Raw genomic sequence first — 17,055 nt, 5'->3', positions numbered from 1 at the left:
AGCGGGCGACAAAATGCAGGCCATCGACCAAAATCGGCACTTTCTACCCTGCCCAGGAGGTGCATCCAGGTGGCCTTGCACAACGACCTTCCACCGCTGCTGGCCCTGCGCGCCTTCGAGGCCGTGGCACGGCACTTGAGTTTTATCAAGGCGGCTGACGAGTTGTCGGTGACCCAAAGTGCGCTGAGCCACCAGGTACATAAGCTCGAGCACCACTTGGGCAAGCCGCTGTTTATCCGGCGAACCCGTGCGATCGACCTGACGTTGGCCGGGCAAGATTACTACGCGCAAATACGCCCTGCCCTGGACGCCATCGCCGCTGCAACACGCAGCCAGCGGGGAGCGCCGTGCGCCAGTGTATTGCGTATCGGCTTGCTGGCGTCCTTTGCCACGCTGTGGCTGGCGCCGCGCCTGGCCGAGTTTCTACAGCGCCACCCGCATATCCAGGTGGAATTGCTGCCCGCGATTCAATTGGCCAACGTCGCCACGGCCGAAGTTGACCTGGCCATCCGCTACGGCAAGGGCGACTGGCCCGACGTGCTCGCCACACGCCTGATGACCGAAACCCTGTCACCGGTATGCAGCCCGGCGTTCAAGGCCAGACAGGTCGCCACAGGCCCGTTGTTGATGGCGACCTCGCACCGCCCTTTCGAGTGGACCGATTGGTCCGCCCATTACCAGATCAACCTCGATCATCACCCCCGCGTGATGTTGCATGACTACAACATCGTGGTCGAAGCGAGCGTGGCCGGCCAGGGTATCGCCATGGGCCGCCATCGCCTGATTGAACGCAGGCTCCACGACGGCAGCCTGGTGGAGGCCTTTGACAGGCCGCCCTATCACAGCGACATCGGCTATTGGCTGATCGCCCCTCAGGGTCCGCTCAGTGAGGCGGCTGAATGCTTCAGTCAGTGGTTGAAGCAAGCGTGTGCCGACGCGTGAGTTTTTTAGATACGTCGGTTGAGATCTATCCGTTTGTCGCCCCTCGCCACCACCAACATGCTGGAACCTTCTGACACCAGAGGATTCCACCATGACTGACTCCATCCGCCAGCGCGTACACGCCCTCGGCCTGACACTGCCTACGCACAGCCAACCCGCAGCCAACTACATCAATCATGTGATCAGCCAACACCAGCTGTTCATCTCGGGACAAATTCCCATGATCGATGGCAAACCCGCCTACATTGGCCGGCTGGGCGATTCTCTCAGCGATGAAGATGGCGCCCAAGCGGCGGAATTGGCAGCGCTGGGCCTGCTGGGGCAATTAAGCGATGCGCTGGGCGATGACCTGTCGCGGGTGGTGCGCATCCTTCGCCTGGGCGTGTTCATTGCCAGCAGCGCCGACTTCCAGCGCCAAAGCCTGGTCGCCAATGGCGCTTCGAACCTGCTGGTCAACGCCCTCGGCGACAAGGGCCGGCACGTGCGCACCGCCGTAGGTGTTTGCAGTCTGCCGGCTGGTGTCGCCGTGGAAGTGGACGCCATTTTCGAGCTGCAGCCATGAGCCCGCTGCAAATCCAGCACTTGCGAGAAGCCACGCCCGGTTGCCAGTCCGGCCTCGTGCACTTCAATCATGCTGGAGCCTCCTTGCCCAGCCAGGCGACGCTCGACGCCATCATCGAACAGCTGCAACGCGAAGCCCGCGACGGCCCGATGGAGGCCGGAGAACAGGGTGCCATCTTAGTGGAAAAGGCCCGCCGCGCCGCTGGGCAGTTGCTCAATGCGCCCGCCTCAGCGATTGCCTTCGCCAGCAGTGGCTCGACGGCCTGGAGCATGGCCTTCCAGGCGCTGGGGCCCTGGCAGCCGGGTGATCGAATTCTGGTGGGGCGCCACGAATGGGGCGGTAACCTGGCGAGCATGGAACTGGCCATTCAAGCCGGGGCGCGGGTGGAGGTCATCCCGTGCGATGCCAGCGGCGCGGCCTGCCCGGTGGCGTTGGAGGCGATGCTGGATGCCAAGGTGAAGCTGATCGACCTCACCTGGCTGCCGGCCAACGGTGGCTTGATCAACCCGGCCCAGGCCATCGGCGATGTGGCCAGGCGGCATGCCATCCCCTACTTCATCGACGCGGGCCAAGCCGTCGGCCAACTGCCGGTGGATGTGCAAGCGTTGCAGTGCGATGTGCTCAAGTCTGCCGGCCGCAAACACCTGCGCGGGCCTCGCGGTACCGCGCTGCTGTATATCAGGCCGGATTTTCTGCCGCATCTGAACCCGGCCCAACGCGACGTGTTTTCAGCGCCCTGGACCGCCGAAGGCTTCGACCTGCGCAACGACGCCCGGCGCTTTGAAACCAGCGAAGTCTCTTTCGCCCTGCTGGCCGGCCTGGGCAATGCGTTGCACGAGATCAATCAACTGGGGATTGAGCGGGTATGGCAAAGAGTCTTGCAGACCAGCGCGCGAATCCGCGAAGCACTGCGTCAGATACCGGGGATCAGCTTGCACGACTTGGGCAGCACGCATTCAGGCTTGATCGCGTTCAACCTGGCCGGCTGGGATAGTTTTGAACTCAAACAACGCCTGGGGTTAAAGCGCATCAACATCGGCGCCAATGGCGTGGCCTACACCCCGCTGGACATGCAAGCACGTGGGTTGAGCAGCGTTGCGCGCATCTCCGTCAGCCCGCTCAACACCGATGACGATATTGAGCTGCTGGTGAAGGCCCTGCGCGAACTGAACGGTTAGACCTCGATATCCACCCACAGGCCCTGGCGCGGCGCGTCTTCGATCAGCGGCGCCACGGGCACGGTGTTGTCAGCGTTGAGCAAGTCGCCGGGAATCGGCAAATGCTGCTCCGCGTCGTCGTCGGCTTCGCGCCGGCGTTTCTGCTGCTCCTGCTGGCGACGCTGCTCTTCGCGCAGCAGAAAGGTCGATTGCTCGGCATCGCCTTTTTTCAGGTCGATCGTGCTCTCGTTGGAGCCCGGTTGAACGGGCACCACCGGCGGAATATCCGGCTTCTGGCGTGCCGGGTCGAGTTGCGACGTGACCGGCACAACACTGACGGGCAGCATGGGTGGCAGCATGATAATTATTCTCCTGATCAACAGGCTGTCGGCGGGTGGCAGGGCGACTTGAGCACCCGCGTGCCAAGCTGTGACTCAGTCGACACTCTCAAGTGCCCGCCATCCGTCGATTCAATTTCCGCCGGCCCATACAAACAGCGTAGTTTTTGTCAGAGTTCTTGGGCGCCGGGCCGTGTTCCGTTAACATAGTCGGCTTTTTCACGGCGGGAGTCAGGCAGCATGGCGCAGCAGTATCAACCGGGGCAACGCTGGATTAGTGACAGCGAAGCAGAGCTGGGGTTAGGCACCGTTCTGGCACAGGACGGCCGCTTGTTGACCGTGCTCTATCCGGCCACTGGCGACACTCGCCAGTATGCGCTACGGAATGCGCCCCTTACTCGCGTGAGGTTTTCGCCGGGTGACACCATCACCCATTTCGAAGGCTGGAAAATGACCGTACAGGAAGTCGACGACGTCGATGGCCTGCTGGTCTACCACGGCCTCAATGGGCAGAACGAGCAGGTCACCCTGCCGGAAACCCAACTGTCCAACTTTATCCAGTTCCGCCTGGCCAGTGACCGTCTGTTCGCCGGGCAGATTGACCCGCTGGCGTGGTTCTCGCTGCGCTACCACACCCTGGAACACACCAGCCGCCAGTTGCAGTCCTCGCTGTGGGGCCTGGGTGGCGTACGCGCCCAACCGATTGCCCACCAACTGCACATCGCCCGCGAAGTCGCGGACCGTATCGCGCCACGGGTGTTGCTGGCGGACGAAGTGGGCCTGGGCAAGACCATCGAAGCGGGCCTGGTGATCCATCGCCAACTGCTTTCGGGCCGTGCCAGCCGCGTACTGATCCTGGTTCCGGAAAACCTGCAGCACCAATGGCTGGTGGAAATGCGCCGCCGCTTCAACCTGCAGGTTGCGCTGTTCGATGAAGAGCGCTTTATCGAAAGCGATGCCACCAACCCGTTCGAAGACACCCAGCTTGCACTCGTTGCGCTGGAATGGCTGGTGGACGACGAGAAGGCCCAGGACGCGCTGTTCGCCGCTGGCTGGGACTTGCTGGTGGTCGACGAAGCCCACCACCTGGTATGGCACGAAGACAAGGCCAGCGCCGAATACTCGCTGGTCGAACAACTGGCCGAAGTAATTCCAGGCGTGCTGCTGCTGACCGCCACCCCGGAACAACTGGGCCAGGACAGCCATTTTGCGCGCCTGCGCCTGCTGGACCCGAACCGCTTCCACGATCTGCAAGCCTTCCGCGCCGAGAGCGAAAACTATCGCCCGGTGGCCGAAGCCGTGCAGGAGCTGCTGGACAAGGGCCGCCTGTCGCCAACCGCGCACAAGACCATTCAAGGCTTCCTCGGTGACGAAGGTGAAGCCCTGCTCACCGCCGTCAACGATGGCGACAGCGAAGCCAGTGCCCGCCTGGTGCGTGAACTGCTCGACCGCCACGGTACCGGCCGCGTACTGTTCCGCAACACCCGCGCCGCCGTGCAAGGCTTCCCCGAGCGCAAGCTGCACGCCTACCCGCTGCCCAACCCGGACGAATACCTCGAACTGCCACTGGGCGAACACGCCGAGCTGTACCCGGAAGTCAGCTTCCAGGCGCAACCGGACATCGAGGAAGAGAACCGCTGGTGGCGTTTCGACCCACGGGTCGAGTGGCTGATCGACCAGTTGAAAATGCTCAAGCGCACCAAGGTCCTGGTGATCTGCGCCCACGCCGAAACCGCCATGGACCTGGAAGACGCCCTGCGCGTGCGCTCCGGCATCCCGGCCACGGTGTTCCACGAAGGCATGAACATCCTCGAGCGTGACCGCGCCGCCGCTTACTTTGCCGATGAAGAGTTCGGCGCCCAGGTGCTGATCTGCTCGGAAATCGGCAGTGAAGGCCGCAACTTCCAGTTTTCCCATCACCTGGTGCTGTTCGACCTGCCGTCCCACCCCGACCTGCTGGAACAGCGCATCGGGCGCCTGGACCGGATCGGCCAGAAACACGTGATCGAACTGCACGTGCCGTACCTGGAAACCAGCCCGCAAGAACGCCTTTTCCAGTGGTACCACGAAGCGCTCAATGCCTTCCTCAACACCTGCCCGACCGGCAACGCCTTGCAGCATCAGTTCGGCCCGCGCCTGCTGCCCTTGCTGGAAGCCGCCGATGACGGCGAGTGGCAAGCCCTGATCGACGAAGCCCGTGCCGAGCGCGAGCGCCTGGAGCAGGAGCTGCACACCGGTCGTGACCGTTTGCTCGAACTCAATTCCGGCGGCGCCGGCGAAGGCGATGCCCTGGTCGAGGACATCCTCGAACAAGACGACCAGTTCGCCCTGCCGATCTACATGGAAACCCTGTTCGACGCGTTCGGCATCGACAGCGAAGACCATTCGGAAAACGCGCTGATCCTCAAGCCCAGCGAAAAAATGCTCGACGCCAGCTTCCCCCTGGGCGACGACGAAGGTGTGACCATTACCTACGACCGTAACCAGGCGCTGTCGCGCGAAGACATGCAGTTCATCACCTGGGAACACCCGATGGTGCAGGGCGGCATGGACCTGGTGCTGTCCGGTTCCATGGGCAACACCGCCGTGGCGCTGATCAAGAACAAGGCGCTCAAGCCAGGCACCGTATTGCTTGAACTGCTGTATGTCAGCGAAGTGGTCGCCCCGCGCTCCCTGCAACTGGGCCGCTACCTGCCACCGGCCGCCTTGCGCTGCCTGCTGGATGCCAACGGCAATGATTTGTCGGGCCGCGTGTCGTTCGTGACCTTGAATGACCAGCTGGAAAGCGTGCCACGGGCCAGCGCAAACAAATTCGTGCAGGCGCAGCGCGACCAACTCACCCCGCGCATCAACGCCGGTGAAGAGAAGATCGCCCCGCGTCACGCCGAGCGTGTCGCCGAAGCCAAGCGTCGCCTCGCGGCAGATACTGACGAAGAGCTGGCGCGCCTGACCGCGTTGCAAGCGGTCAACCCGACCGTGCGTGACAGCGAGCTGGTCGCCTTGCGCAACCAGCGCGAGCAAGGCCTGGCCATGCTCGATAAAGCGGCACTGCGACTGGAAGCGATTCGGGTGCTGGTGGCAGGTTGATAAACCGCTGAACGTAAAAGGCCCGCTTAGTGCGGGCCTTTTTAGAGATCGTTCCCACGCTCTGTGTGGGAATGCATCATGTGACGCTCTGCGTCACGACTTTAAAGCGGACGCAGAGCGTCCAGAGCGGCGTTCCCACGCAGAGCATGGGAACGATCACTCGGTCTCACGCCGTTACCGCAGTTGCCGGCACCTCAACCGCACTCAACCCTTCCTTCATCCGCTTGGCATCACGCACAAAACTGCGCGAGGCCTGGAACAGAAAAAGCATGGTCAAGAACAGCGCCACCGGAATCAGGTACATGGCGTCATGCAAGCCCACCGCTTTATAAGCCTCGGTCATCTGCTGCGCCCCGGCCGCATACATCGCTGAATGAGCAAAGTGATCGGACAGCGCCCCGACCACCACCGGCCCCATGCCACCGCCGAGCAAATACAGCCCAGCAAAGAACAGCGCCATCGCCGTCGCGCGCAAACGCGGTTCGACCACGTCCTGGATCGCGGTATACACGCAGGTATAGAAGTTGTAGGCAAACAACCAGCCCACACTGAACAGCGCGACAAACACTCCGATTTCGACGCGCCCGGCATGCAATGCCCAGGCGGTGGTGCCCGTGGAGATGATCAAGCTGAAGGCGGCAAACAACAATCGACCATTGGCGACCCGCTGATGAATTTTGTCGGCAATCCAGCCGCCCAGCGTCAGGCCCACCAAGCCGGTCAGGCCGACAATGACGCCCGTCGCGACGGCCGCGTCCTGCAACGGCATGAGGAAATAGCGTTGCAGCATCGGCACCAGGAATGAGTTGCACGCATAGGTGGCAAAGTTAAAGCACAGCCCGGCCAGCACCAGCCACAGGAAGGTCGGCACGGCCAGCACGCGGCGGATCGGGCGGTCGACGCGCTCCTGGGAGACCTGCACGGTTTCCGCGGCGCCGCGCTTGGGTTCTTTTATGTAGAACATAAACACCGCCAGGATCAGCCCCGGCACCGCCGCGATAAAGAAGGGCGCGCGCCAGCTGTCGAACGCCTTGACCATCGCACCGATGGTAAAGAACGCCAGCAACAGGCCCAACGGCAGGCCAAGCATGAAAATCCCCATGGCTCGGGCACGGCGGTGGGCGGGAAAGAGGTCGCCAATCAGCGAATTGGCCGCGGGTGCATAGCTGGCTTCGCCGATGCCAATGCCCATGCGCACCAGCAGGAAGGTCCAGAAACTGCCGACCATGCCGTTAACCGCCGTCAGCCCGCTCCAGGCGAACAAGCCCCAGCCCATCAACTTGCTGCGTGAGCCGGTGTCGGCCAGGCGCCCGAGCGGTAACCCGGCAATGGCGTAGACGATGGTAAAGGCGGTGCCGATGATACCGAGCTGAAAGTCGCTCAAGTGCCATTCCATGCGGATCGGCTCGATGATAATCGCGGGGATGGTGCGATCGAAGAAGTTGAACAGGTTGGCCAGGAACAGCAGGAACAGAATGCGCCAGGCATTCGCCGCTTGGGTCGAGTTCTGCATGGGTCCGTCTCTTTTATTGTTATGAGAGCTGTGATGCCCGATGCATCCTGCCCGGTACCTGCAACATAGTCAGGTAAGGCGGGGTTGTCTGTAATGATTCGTAAAGCTGATAGGGCATGATTTCAGCCGGCAACACGGGGATTTGTCCCACGAAAATATAAGTGCGTACCCCCCTTCCCAACGGCCATGGCACGGATAGAATGGCGAGCCTTCCTGTAACACCCCCACCCTACTTTCTTATTGATGACGCCCATGTCCGAAGCCAGTCCGTGTCTGAATTGCGGTGCCTGCTGTTCACACTTTCGCGTGTCCTTCTTTTGGGGTGAGTGCGCCTCGTCCGGGGGCACGGTGCCCGATGACCTGGTGGTGCAGATCAACCCCAGCCGCGTGGCGATGATCGGCACCGACCGCAAACCGGCACGGTGTTGCAGCCTTGAAGGTGAAGTCGGACAGGCCACCAGCTGCTCAATTTATGAGCAGCGCTCCAGCGTGTGTCGCGAGTTCGAGGCGTCCTGGAGCCAGGGCGTGCAAAATGTCGATTGCGACGCTGCCCGTGCCGCATTCGGCCTGGCCCCGTTGGGAGCCCCGCACTTCGAACTCGACCTGCCCATCAGCGCTTAGCACCAAACGCTATGGACGGCATATCAAAATAATTTGAGATCAAAACGCCATTACTCATGGCAAATCTCGAGAGACTTCTATACTCGACCTCATAGGTCATCGCCGCTGGCAGTGACATGGCTCTGTGACGGGATAAGCTATGGAATGGCTGGGGCAGCATTTTTTTACCGACCTTCCAGACAGCGGGCATTTATTGCTCAACTGCAGTCATAACCCGTTTCTGGTGCTGCTGGCGTACCTGGTCGCCTGCGCGGCGGGTTTCGGTACCCTGGACATGGCCGAACGTGTGGGCCATGTCGAAGACCCCACCGCCCGCCGCCATTGGCGCTGGCTGGGTGCCGGTTGCCTGGCAGGCGGCATCTGGTCGACCCACTTCATCAGCATGCTGGCCTTCCAGGCCCCCATCGCCATTCACTACGAACTGATCATGACGTTCGCCTCGCTGCTGATCGCCCTGATCGCCTCGTTGCTTGCCATGCAGACCCTCAGTCATACCCACCTGCGCTTTCATCAGTACCTGGTGGCTTCGGTGTGGATGGGGCTGGGTATCGCGTTGATGCACTACGTGGGCATGTCAGCCATGCGCTCCCAGGCCCAGGTGTACTTCGAAACACGGCTGTTTTTGGCCTCGGTGGCGATTGCCATGGGCGCCAGCCTGGCCGCATTGTTGCTGTCCAGTTACCTGCGCAACGGTGCCGGCGTGTTTCACCAACTGCTCAAATACGCCGCCAGCCTGGTGCTGGGCGCCGGGATTCTGAGCATGCACTTCACCGGCATGGCGGCTATGCAAATGCTGGTGCCCAGTGGCGCGGATCTTTCGTTACCGGCGGATAACAACCCGATTCAACTGGGCCTGTCGGTCGCCATGATCACCTTGCTGGTAATCGGCAGCAGCATCAGCGCAGCCCTGGCCGACAAGAAGTTGCAACACAAGGAGCGTGACCTGCGTCGGGTCAACGCGCTGCTCAGCGAACTCGACCAGGCCCGCGCTTCGCTGCAACAAGTGGCCCACTTCGACGCACTGACCAGCCTGCTTAACCGCCGTGGTTTCAATCAGATCTTTGCGGAAAAAGTCGCGGAAAAAACCCGCAACCAAGGCATGCTGGCGGTGATCTTCCTTGATATCGACCATTTCAAGCGTATCAACGACAGCCTGGGCCATGACGCGGGCGACCAGTTGCTCACAGTGCTCGCCGGGCATATCAAGGGCTCGATACGCAGCCATGAAGATGTAGTGGCACGCTTTGGCGGCGATGAGTTCTGCATCCTGGTCAATATTCATCACCGCGACGAAGCCCGGCACATGGCCCAGCGCATCATGCAGAAGATGAAAGAGCCCATCGAACTGGCCGGCCGACGCATGGTGATGACCACCAGTATCGGTATCAGCCTGTTCCCCGAGGACGGCCACACCTGCGAAGAGCTGCTGAAAACCGCCGACCTGGCGCTGTACCAATCCAAGGATGCGGGGCGCAATTGTTTGAACTTCTTCAGTTCCAACCTTAAAACCCGTGCCTTTCTTGAGCTGCAACTGGAAGAAGAACTGCGCGCCGCCTTGCGAACGCGCAGCCAGCTGGTGCTGTTTTATCAACCGATCTTTGACATGAAACTGGGCAAGGTCACACGCCTGGAAGCCCTGGTGCGCTGGCAGCACCCCCAACACGGGCTACTGGCCCCGGACCGCTTTATCGGCATCGCCGAGAACAACGGACTGATCGCCGAGCTGGACCACTGGGTATTGCGTCAGGCCTGTCACGACCTGAGCCTGTTGTCTGACCGGGGCTACACCGAGCTGATCATGGCCGTGAATTGCTCGGCGCTGAACCTGGCGCGTGACGAACTGGCCGATGAAATCGAAGACGCCCTGCGCTTCGCCGGCATAGGCACCAACCGCCTGGAACTGGAAGTCACTGAAAACGCGTTGATGGGCAACATCAGCAGTACCTTGGCGCTGTTGCGGCAGATCCGCGCCCTGGGTGTGTCGCTGGCCATTGATGACTTCGGCACCGGCTATTCGTCGCTGGCTTACCTCAAGCGCTTGCCGCTCAACACTTTGAAGATCGACCGCTCGTTTATCCAGGACATCCCCAAGTCCACCGCAGACAGTGAAATTGTCCAGGCGATTATTGGCATGGCCCACACCCTGCACTTGCAGGTGGTCACCGAGGGCGTGGAAACCCAGGCGCAGTTCGAGCTGCTGCTCAAGCATGGCTGCGACTACATCCAGGGCTACCTGCTCAGCCCGGCGGTGCCTTTCGATGACATCATCGGCGTGATGCAGGGCATTGCCATGCGCAATCCGTTATATCTGCCAAGCGTGGAAGGCAACGACGCTGCGCAGCCAAAAGACCCGGCGCCAGGGCGTATCGGCTCGCCTTCTATTGTCAGGCCGATTCGCTGAGACCCGGGCACGGGGAGTGGTGGTGTGATCGTTGCTTCTCTTCACGCCGCGTCATACCCGGAAACAATTGCGCCACTCATTCCTTCTGCCCTCAACTGTTCCCGTGACGCTTACGTCACCCTCGGCTGTGACCTTTCTCTACGGCAAGGTGCCATCACGCGTTGAGCGGTTACTCGGCTACACACTTCACTCCGTGAAAAATACGCACCTTTTTCGTGCGCGCCATTATTACCGCGCCCTTTCCTGGATCAGGATCCACGGCGAGACCACTACCGCCCATAAGCTTGGATCCCGTTCCACCAGGTCTAATGCCCGCGTCGCAGACACCTCGCCAAGGGTGCCTGCAGCCAGCCAGGCGGCGACTTTGTCACGGTTGTCTTCGGCCATTCCTTCGGCGGCCTCGATCAAATCCAGGCCGGCATCGACCCACAATAGGGCACCCTTGGCAAAGAACGGTTCAAGCTCCTTCCAGGAAATTTCGGCGGTTTCACCGAGCAGCTTGGCATAGAGGGTGCTTGGTTCTTGCGTCATGGGAATTCACCTGAGTAAAAAATCGGCGCAATCATAGCCCCGTCGCTCAGGCAGAAAAACCCAGTAGCAAATGAAGTAGCGATTGAAACTGCCAGGAAAGCCACGGAATGCCTTGAAAGCTATCAGCAACCCGGCGCAATTCTGTCTTTTTCTTTCACTTAAGCGACACACCCAGGTTTTGCCCCCAGCTGCCAGCTTTTCAAGCGATCAACCGGCGCTCTACACTGTACCGGTACAGTTGCCAGGGCAATGCCGGGGGGATATCCGCGATATCTGATCCGGTTCTGCAGCTCACAAGGCCGCTAGAACTATAAAAAATACAACAGTAAGAGTGGAGCACTATGAATAAGGCTACTAAGCAGATTTCCAAACTGTTTGCCGCTATGGTCCTGGCTGGGGTTGCCGGCCATTCGTTCGCAGCCGACACCATCAAGATCGGCATCGCCGGCCCCAAGACCGGTCCGGTGACGCAATACGGCGACATGCAATTCATGGGTGCCAAGCAAGCCATCAAAGACATCAACGCCAAGGGCGGCGTAGACGGCAAGATGCTTGAGGCCAAGGAATACGACGACGCTTGCGATCCAAAGCAAGCCGTGGCCGTTGCCAACAAAGTGGTCAATGATGGCGTCAAGTTCGTCGTCGGCCACCTCTGCTCCAGCTCCACTCAACCCGCCTCCGACATCTATGAAGACGAAGGCGTGATCATGATTACCCCGGCTGCCACCAGCCCGGAAATCACCGCCCGTGGCTACAAGCTGATCTTCCGCACCATCGGCCTGGACAGCGCCCAAGGCCCGGCAGCCGGCAACTACATCGCCGACCACGTGAAACCGAAGATCGTTGCCGTACTGCACGACAAGCAGCAGTACGGTGAAGGCATCGCCACCGCCGTTAAACAGACCCTCGAGAAGAAAGGCACCAAGGTTGCCGTCTTCGAAGGCCTGAACGCCGGTGACAAAGACTTCTCCTCGATCATCCAGAAACTCAAGCAAGCCAACGTCGACTTCGTCTACTACGGCGGCTACCACCCTGAGCTGGGCCTGATCCTGCGCCAAGCCAAGGAAAAAGGCCTGAACGCCAAGTTCATGGGCCCGGAAGGCGTCGGCAACGACTCCATCTCGCAAATCGCCCAGGGCGCTTCCGAAGGCCTGCTGGTGACCCTGCCGAAATCCTTCGACACCGACCCTGCCAACAAAGCCATCGTTGAAGAGTTCGCCAAGAACAAGCAGGACCCAACCGGTCCGTTCGTGTTCCCGGCCTACTCGGCGGTTGAGGTCATTGCCGGCGGTATCAAGGCCGCCAAGAGCGAAGACACCGCCAAAGTGGCCGAGGCCATCCATGCCGGTACCTTCAAGACCCCTACGGGCGACCTGAGCTTCGACGCCAAGGGCGACCTGAAGGACTTCAAGTTCGTGGTCTACGAATGGCACTTCGGTAAACCAAAAACCGAAGTTTCCCCTCAGTAAGCCAGGCGTTACTGGTCAACAAGCCCACTGTGCAAGCAGTGGGCTTTGTTTTACGAGGTTTATGGGCCATGTCACCCGCGATCCGGGCGCTGGCTCACCTGAAAATCTTAAAACCGTCACCAGCGGTTCGCTGGCAAACGCTTTGTGCAACCTGGTCACAGAACAGGGCACCGAGCCGGAAATGACTCCACCAGTGAAATGCGTATCGGGTTTTTAGGAGCGCTGTAATGCCTGAGATCTATCATTTTTTCCAACAGCTGGTTAATGGCCTGACCATTGGCAGCACCTATGCCTTGATAGCCATTGGCTACACAATGGTTTACGGCATCATTGGAATGATCAACTTCGCCCATGGCGAGGTGTACATGATTGGTTCCTACGTGGCCTTTATCGCCCTTGCCGGGCTGGCCATGATGGGGATCCACTCCCTGCCGCTGTTGATGACCGCTGCGTTCCTGGCGTCGATCATCGTGACCAGTGCCTATGGCTACAGCATCGAGCGGGTTGCCTACCGTCCCTTGCGTGGCAGCAACCGTTTGATCCCGCTGATTTCTGCCATCGGCATGTCGATTTTCCTGCAGAACACCGTATTGCTGTCCCAGGACTCCAAGGACAAGTCCATTCCCAACCTGATTCCGGGGAGCATCTCCTTCGGCCCGGGTGGCGCACAAGAAGTGCTGATTTCGTACATGCAGATTCTGGTTTTCGTGGTCACCCTGGTGGCCATGCTGGGCCTGACGCTGTTCATCTCTCGCTCCCGTCTGGGCCGCGCCTGCCGGGCCTGCGCCGAAGACATCAAGATGGCCAACCTGCTGGGCATCAACACCAACAACATCATCGCCCTGACCTTCGTCATTGGTGCTGCGCTGGCGGCCGTGGCGGCCGTGTTGCTGAGCATGCAATACGGCGTGATCAACCCCAACGCCGGCTTCCTGGTGGGCCTCAAGGCCTTTACCGCAGCGGTATTGGGCGGCATCGGCAGCATTCCGGGCGCCATGCTCGGCGGGCTGGTGCTGGGTGTGGCCGAAGCCTTTGGCGCCGATATCTTCGGTGACCAGTACAAGGACGTCGTCGCGTTCGGCCTTTTGGTTCTGGTGTTGTTGTTCCGTCCGACCGGCATCCTGGGCCGTCCGGAGGTTGAGAAAGTATGAGCAGATATCTTAAATCGGCGTTTTTCAGCGCCTTGCTGGTATGGGCCGTGGCCTTTCCGGTACTCGGCCTCAAGCTGAGCATTGTCGGCATCAACCTGGAGGTGCACGGCACCGGGCCAGTGACCCTGACCATCATCGCCCTGTGTTCGGTGCTGATGTTCCTGCGTGTACTGTTCACGCAGCAGGTCGGTGCCTTGTTCAAGGGCAACCGTGGCCCGTTGGTGTCGCCCAAGGTCAGCCAATTTCTGACCCTGCCGCGCACCCAGCGCTACATCATCATCGGGTTGATCATCGCGGCGCTGATCTGGCCGTTCTTCGGCTCGCGCGGCGCGGTCGACATTGCCACCCTGATCCTGATCTATGTGTTGCTGGGCCTGGGCCTGAACATCGTAGTGGGCCTGGCCGGCCTGCTCGACCTGGGTTATGTGGGCTTCTACGCCGTGGGTGCCTACACCTACGCGCTGCTCTCGCACTACCTGGGCTGGAGCTTCTGGATCTGCCTGCCACTGGCCGGTATGGCAGCGGCTACGTTCGGCTTCCTGCTGGGCTTCCCGGTGCTGCGCCTGCGCGGTGACTACCTGGCCATCGTGACCCTGGGCTTCGGGGAAATCATTCGCCTGTTCTTGCGTAACCTCACCGATATCACCGGTGGCCCCAACGGTATCAGCAGCATTCCCAAGCCGACGTTCTTCGGGCTGTCGTTCGACCGCACCGCCGCCGAAGGCATGCAGACCTTCCACGAGTACTTCGGGATTGCCTACAACCCGGTGAGCAAAGTGGTGTTCCTGTACCTGGTCGCGCTGTTGCTGGCATTGGCGGCTCTGTTCGTGATCAACCGCCTGCTGCGCATGCCCATCGGGCGCGCCTGGGAAGCGTTGCGCGAAGATGAAATCGCCTGCCGCGCCCTGGGCCTGAACCCGACCATCATCAAGCTATCCGCGTTCACCCTGGGCGCTGCGTTCGCAGGCTTTGCCGGCAGCTTCTTTGCCGCTCGCCAAGGCCTGGTGACGCCGGAATCGTTCACCTTTATCGAGTCGGCGATCATTCTCGCCATCGTGGTATTGGGTGGCATGGGCTCGCAACTGGGCGTGATCCTGGCGGCCATCGTGATGATCCTGCTGCCGGAAATGATGCGTGAGTTCAGCGAATACCGCATGTTGATGTTCGGCGCCATGATGGTGCTGATGATGATCTGGCGCCCTCAAGGCCTGCTGCCCATGCAACGTCCACACATGGAGCTGCGCAAATGAGCCGCGAGATCCTGAAAGTCGAAAACCTGAGCATGCGCTTCGGCGGTTTGCTAGCGGTCAATGGCGTGGCCCTGACCGTCAAAGAGAAACAAGTGGTAGCACTGATCGGCCCCAACGGCGCCGGCAAGACCACGGTGTTCAACTGCCTCACCGGCTTCTACAAGCCGAGCGGCGGCAGCATCCTGCTGGACGGCCAGCCGATCCAGGGCCTGGCCGGTCACGAGATCGCTCGCAAGGGCGTGGTGCGTACCTTCCAGAACGTGCGGTTGTTCAAGGACATGACGGCGGTCGAGAACCTGTTGATCGCCCAGCACCGTCACTTGAACACCAACTTCTTCGCAGGTCTGTTCAAGACCCCGGCGTTCCGCAAGAGCGAGCGCGAGGCCATGGAATACGCGGCGTACTGGCTGGACAAGGTCAACCTGACCGAGTTCGCCAACCGCCCGGCAGGCACCCTCGCCTACGGCCAGCAGCGTCGCCTGGAAATCGCCCGTTGCATGATGACCCGCCCGCGCATCCTGATGCTCGACGAACCTGCCGCGGGCCTGAACCCCAAGGAAACCGAAGACCTCAAGGCGCTGATCAGTGTGCTGCGTGAGGAAAACAATGCCACGGTGCTGTTGATCGAACACGACATGAAACTGGTCATGAGCATCTCCGACCACATCGTGGTGATCAACCAGGGCACGCCGCTGGCCAATGGGACGCCGGAGCAGATCCGCGACAATCCTGAAGTGATCAAAGCCTACTTGGGGGAAGCGTAAAATGCTGCAATTCGAAAACGTTTCCACTTTCTACGGCAAGATCCAGGCCCTGCACAGCGTCAACGTCGAAGTACGCCAGGGTGAGATCGTGACCCTGATCGGCGCCAACGGGGCTGGCAAATCGACCTTGCTGATGACCTTGTGCGGTTCGCCGCAAGCCTACAGTGGCAGCATCCGCTACATGGGTGAAGAACTGGTGGGCAAGCACTCCGCCGAGATCATGCGCAAGAGCATTGCGGTGGTGCCGGAGGGCCGTCGGGTGTTTTCGCGCCTGACCGTGGAAGAGAACCTGGCCATGGGTGGGTTCTTTACCGACAAGGGCGATTACCAGGAGCAGATGGACAAGGTGCTGCACCTGTTCCCCCGCCTCAAGGAACGCTTCAGCCAGCGCGGCGGCACCATGTCCGGCGGCGAGCAGCAAATGCTCGCCATCGGCCGGGCGCTGATGAGCAAGCCCAAGCTGTTGTTGCTGGACGAGCCTTCCCTGGGCCTGGCACCGATCATCATCCAGCAGATCTTCGACATCATCGAACAACTGCGCAAGGACGGTGTGACGGTGTTTTTGGTGGAGCAGAACGCCAACCAGGCGCTGAAAATCGCTGACCGTGCCTATGTGCTGGAGAATGGCCGGGTGGTGATGCAGGGCACTGGCGAGCAATTGCTGACGGATCCGAAGGTGCGGGAGGCGTACCTCGGCGGCTAAGAAAGAGCAAGTTCTAAATGGGAGCTGGCTTGTGTGGGAGCTGGCTTGCCTGCGATAGCATCACCCCGGTGTATCTGAAGAACCGAGGCGTTTGCATCGCGGGCAAGCCCGACTCCCACATTTTCTTTGTATAAGCCATTAAATAGGTGTTGTTTTGCAGTTTTTTTCGATGGCTTTGTAACGAATTCCCTCCCCCTTTCTCTAGTGGTGCATGCAGGCAATCAAGCCTGCGCATTCAACCACTGCTGGAGACACACCATGACCACCAAACTGTCCGCTGCCACCCTCGTTCTGGCCCTTGGTTCTGCCCTGAGCCTGTCCGCCCTGACCACCACCGCCCACGCGGCCGACGACATGCAGAAATGCTTCGGCGTGGCTGAAGCCGGCAAGAATGACTGCGCCGCGGGCGCCGGCACTTCCTGCGCTGGCACCTCCAAAACCAAAGACCAGGCCAATGCCTGGAAGCTGGTCCCCGCCGGCACGTGCACCCAGACCCCAAGCACCACCTCGCCGACCGGTTTTGGCCAGGAAGCGGCCTTCACCGCCAAATCCTGAACCCCGCGCAG

Annotated in this window: 15 protein-coding genes; 12 read left to right on the top strand and 3 right to left on the bottom strand. The window is 60.6% G+C overall.

The genetic code is table 11. The features are described 5' to 3' along the window. The first annotated feature begins 69 nt into the window (after positions 1 to 69). The 3 genes from RHM69_RS28860 (at position 70) to RHM69_RS28850 (ending at position 2,682) form a co-directional block, all read left to right on the top strand. Positions 70 to 942, top strand: coding sequence for a LysR substrate-binding domain-containing protein (locus tag RHM69_RS28860; RefSeq protein ID WP_020300990.1), 873 nt, complete (start codon positions 70 to 72; stop codon positions 940 to 942). Between the two features lie 91 nt (positions 943 to 1,033). Beyond that, complete coding sequence (locus tag RHM69_RS28855) at positions 1,034 to 1,504, top strand: RidA family protein (protein WP_038449351.1); 471 nt, start codon at positions 1,034 to 1,036, stop codon at positions 1,502 to 1,504. Then, the gene (locus tag RHM69_RS28850; RefSeq protein ID WP_200599211.1) at positions 1,501 to 2,682 is read left to right on the top strand and encodes an aminotransferase class V-fold PLP-dependent enzyme; all 1,182 of its coding nucleotides are present in this window, start codon (positions 1,501 to 1,503) and stop codon (positions 2,680 to 2,682) included. The genes RHM69_RS28855 and RHM69_RS28850 overlap by 4 nt, the downstream gene beginning before the upstream one ends. Here RHM69_RS28850 and RHM69_RS28845 read toward each other — a convergent pair. Further along, entirely contained in the window at positions 2,679 to 3,020 is a 342-nt protein-coding gene (locus RHM69_RS28845; protein ID WP_014717286.1) for a hypothetical protein, read from the bottom strand. The genes RHM69_RS28850 and RHM69_RS28845 overlap by 4 nt on opposite strands. Before the next feature lie 219 nt (positions 3,021 to 3,239). Here RHM69_RS28845 and rapA point away from each other — a divergent pair, with 219 nt between their 5' ends. Further along, positions 3,240 to 6,086, top strand: a complete 2,847-nt coding sequence (rapA, locus tag RHM69_RS28840; protein WP_073453862.1) for an RNA polymerase-associated protein RapA — start codon at positions 3,240 to 3,242, stop codon at positions 6,084 to 6,086. 166 nt (positions 6,087 to 6,252) lie between these two features. On the opposite strand, the gene RHM69_RS28835 is transcribed toward rapA, so the two are convergent. Further along, a complete protein-coding gene (locus tag RHM69_RS28835) occupies positions 6,253 to 7,599 on the bottom strand; it encodes a spinster family MFS transporter (RefSeq protein ID WP_014717284.1) in 1,347 nt (448 codons plus the stop codon). Between the two features lie 252 nt (positions 7,600 to 7,851). Here RHM69_RS28835 and RHM69_RS28830 point away from each other — a divergent pair, with 252 nt between their 5' ends. Both RHM69_RS28830 and RHM69_RS28825 read left to right on the top strand, forming a co-directional pair. Then, positions 7,852 to 8,220, top strand: coding sequence for a YkgJ family cysteine cluster protein (locus RHM69_RS28830; protein WP_200599210.1), 369 nt, complete (start codon positions 7,852 to 7,854; stop codon positions 8,218 to 8,220). Positions 8,221 to 8,359: 139 nt separating this feature from the next. After that, positions 8,360 to 10,621 carry a putative bifunctional diguanylate cyclase/phosphodiesterase gene (locus RHM69_RS28825; protein ID WP_020300986.1) on the top strand — a complete coding sequence of 754 codons (2,262 nt, stop codon included), beginning with the start codon at positions 8,360 to 8,362 and terminating at the stop codon, positions 10,619 to 10,621. A 228-nt stretch (positions 10,622 to 10,849) separates the two neighbouring features. Here the strand turns inward: RHM69_RS28825 and RHM69_RS28820 are convergent, their stop codons facing one another. Beyond that, on the bottom strand, positions 10,850 to 11,152 hold the full coding sequence (locus RHM69_RS28820) for a DUF2288 domain-containing protein (protein WP_014717281.1): 303 nt from the start codon (positions 11,150 to 11,152) through the stop codon (positions 10,850 to 10,852). Positions 11,153 to 11,493: 341 nt separating this feature from the next. Between RHM69_RS28820 and RHM69_RS28815 the strand changes: the two genes are divergently transcribed. From RHM69_RS28815 to RHM69_RS28790, 6 genes are all read left to right on the top strand, one after another. Further along, positions 11,494 to 12,621, top strand: coding sequence for a branched-chain amino acid ABC transporter substrate-binding protein (locus tag RHM69_RS28815; RefSeq protein WP_014717280.1), 1,128 nt, complete (start codon positions 11,494 to 11,496; stop codon positions 12,619 to 12,621). 227 nt (positions 12,622 to 12,848) lie between these two features. Continuing rightward, complete coding sequence (gene livH, locus RHM69_RS28810; RefSeq protein WP_003193535.1) at positions 12,849 to 13,772, top strand: high-affinity branched-chain amino acid ABC transporter permease LivH; 924 nt, start codon at positions 12,849 to 12,851, stop codon at positions 13,770 to 13,772. After that, positions 13,769 to 15,022, top strand: a complete 1,254-nt coding sequence (locus RHM69_RS28805) for a high-affinity branched-chain amino acid ABC transporter permease LivM (RefSeq protein ID WP_014717278.1) — start codon at positions 13,769 to 13,771, stop codon at positions 15,020 to 15,022. The genes livH and RHM69_RS28805 overlap by 4 nt, the downstream gene beginning before the upstream one ends. Beyond that, on the top strand, positions 15,019 to 15,786 hold the full coding sequence (gene livG / locus RHM69_RS28800) for a high-affinity branched-chain amino acid ABC transporter ATP-binding protein LivG (RefSeq protein WP_003193538.1): 768 nt from the start codon (positions 15,019 to 15,021) through the stop codon (positions 15,784 to 15,786). The genes RHM69_RS28805 and livG overlap by 4 nt, the downstream gene beginning before the upstream one ends. 1 nt (position 15,787) lies before the next feature. Next, the gene (locus RHM69_RS28795) at positions 15,788 to 16,489 is read left to right on the top strand and encodes an ABC transporter ATP-binding protein (RefSeq protein WP_003193540.1); all 702 of its coding nucleotides are present in this window, start codon (positions 15,788 to 15,790) and stop codon (positions 16,487 to 16,489) included. Positions 16,490 to 16,747: 258 nt separating this feature from the next. Then, positions 16,748 to 17,044: a DUF2282 domain-containing protein gene (locus RHM69_RS28790; protein ID WP_014717277.1), complete on the top strand. Its 297-nt coding sequence runs from the start codon at positions 16,748 to 16,750 to the stop codon at positions 17,042 to 17,044. The last annotated feature ends 11 nt before the right edge of the window (positions 17,045 to 17,055 follow it).

Origin of the sequence: Pseudomonas sp. CCI1.1 (assembly GCF_034348165.1) — a bacterium.
Classification (GTDB): domain Bacteria; phylum Pseudomonadota; class Gammaproteobacteria; order Pseudomonadales; family Pseudomonadaceae; genus Aquipseudomonas; species Aquipseudomonas paracarnis.
This window is presented reverse-complemented; position numbering and strand designations above follow the sequence as displayed.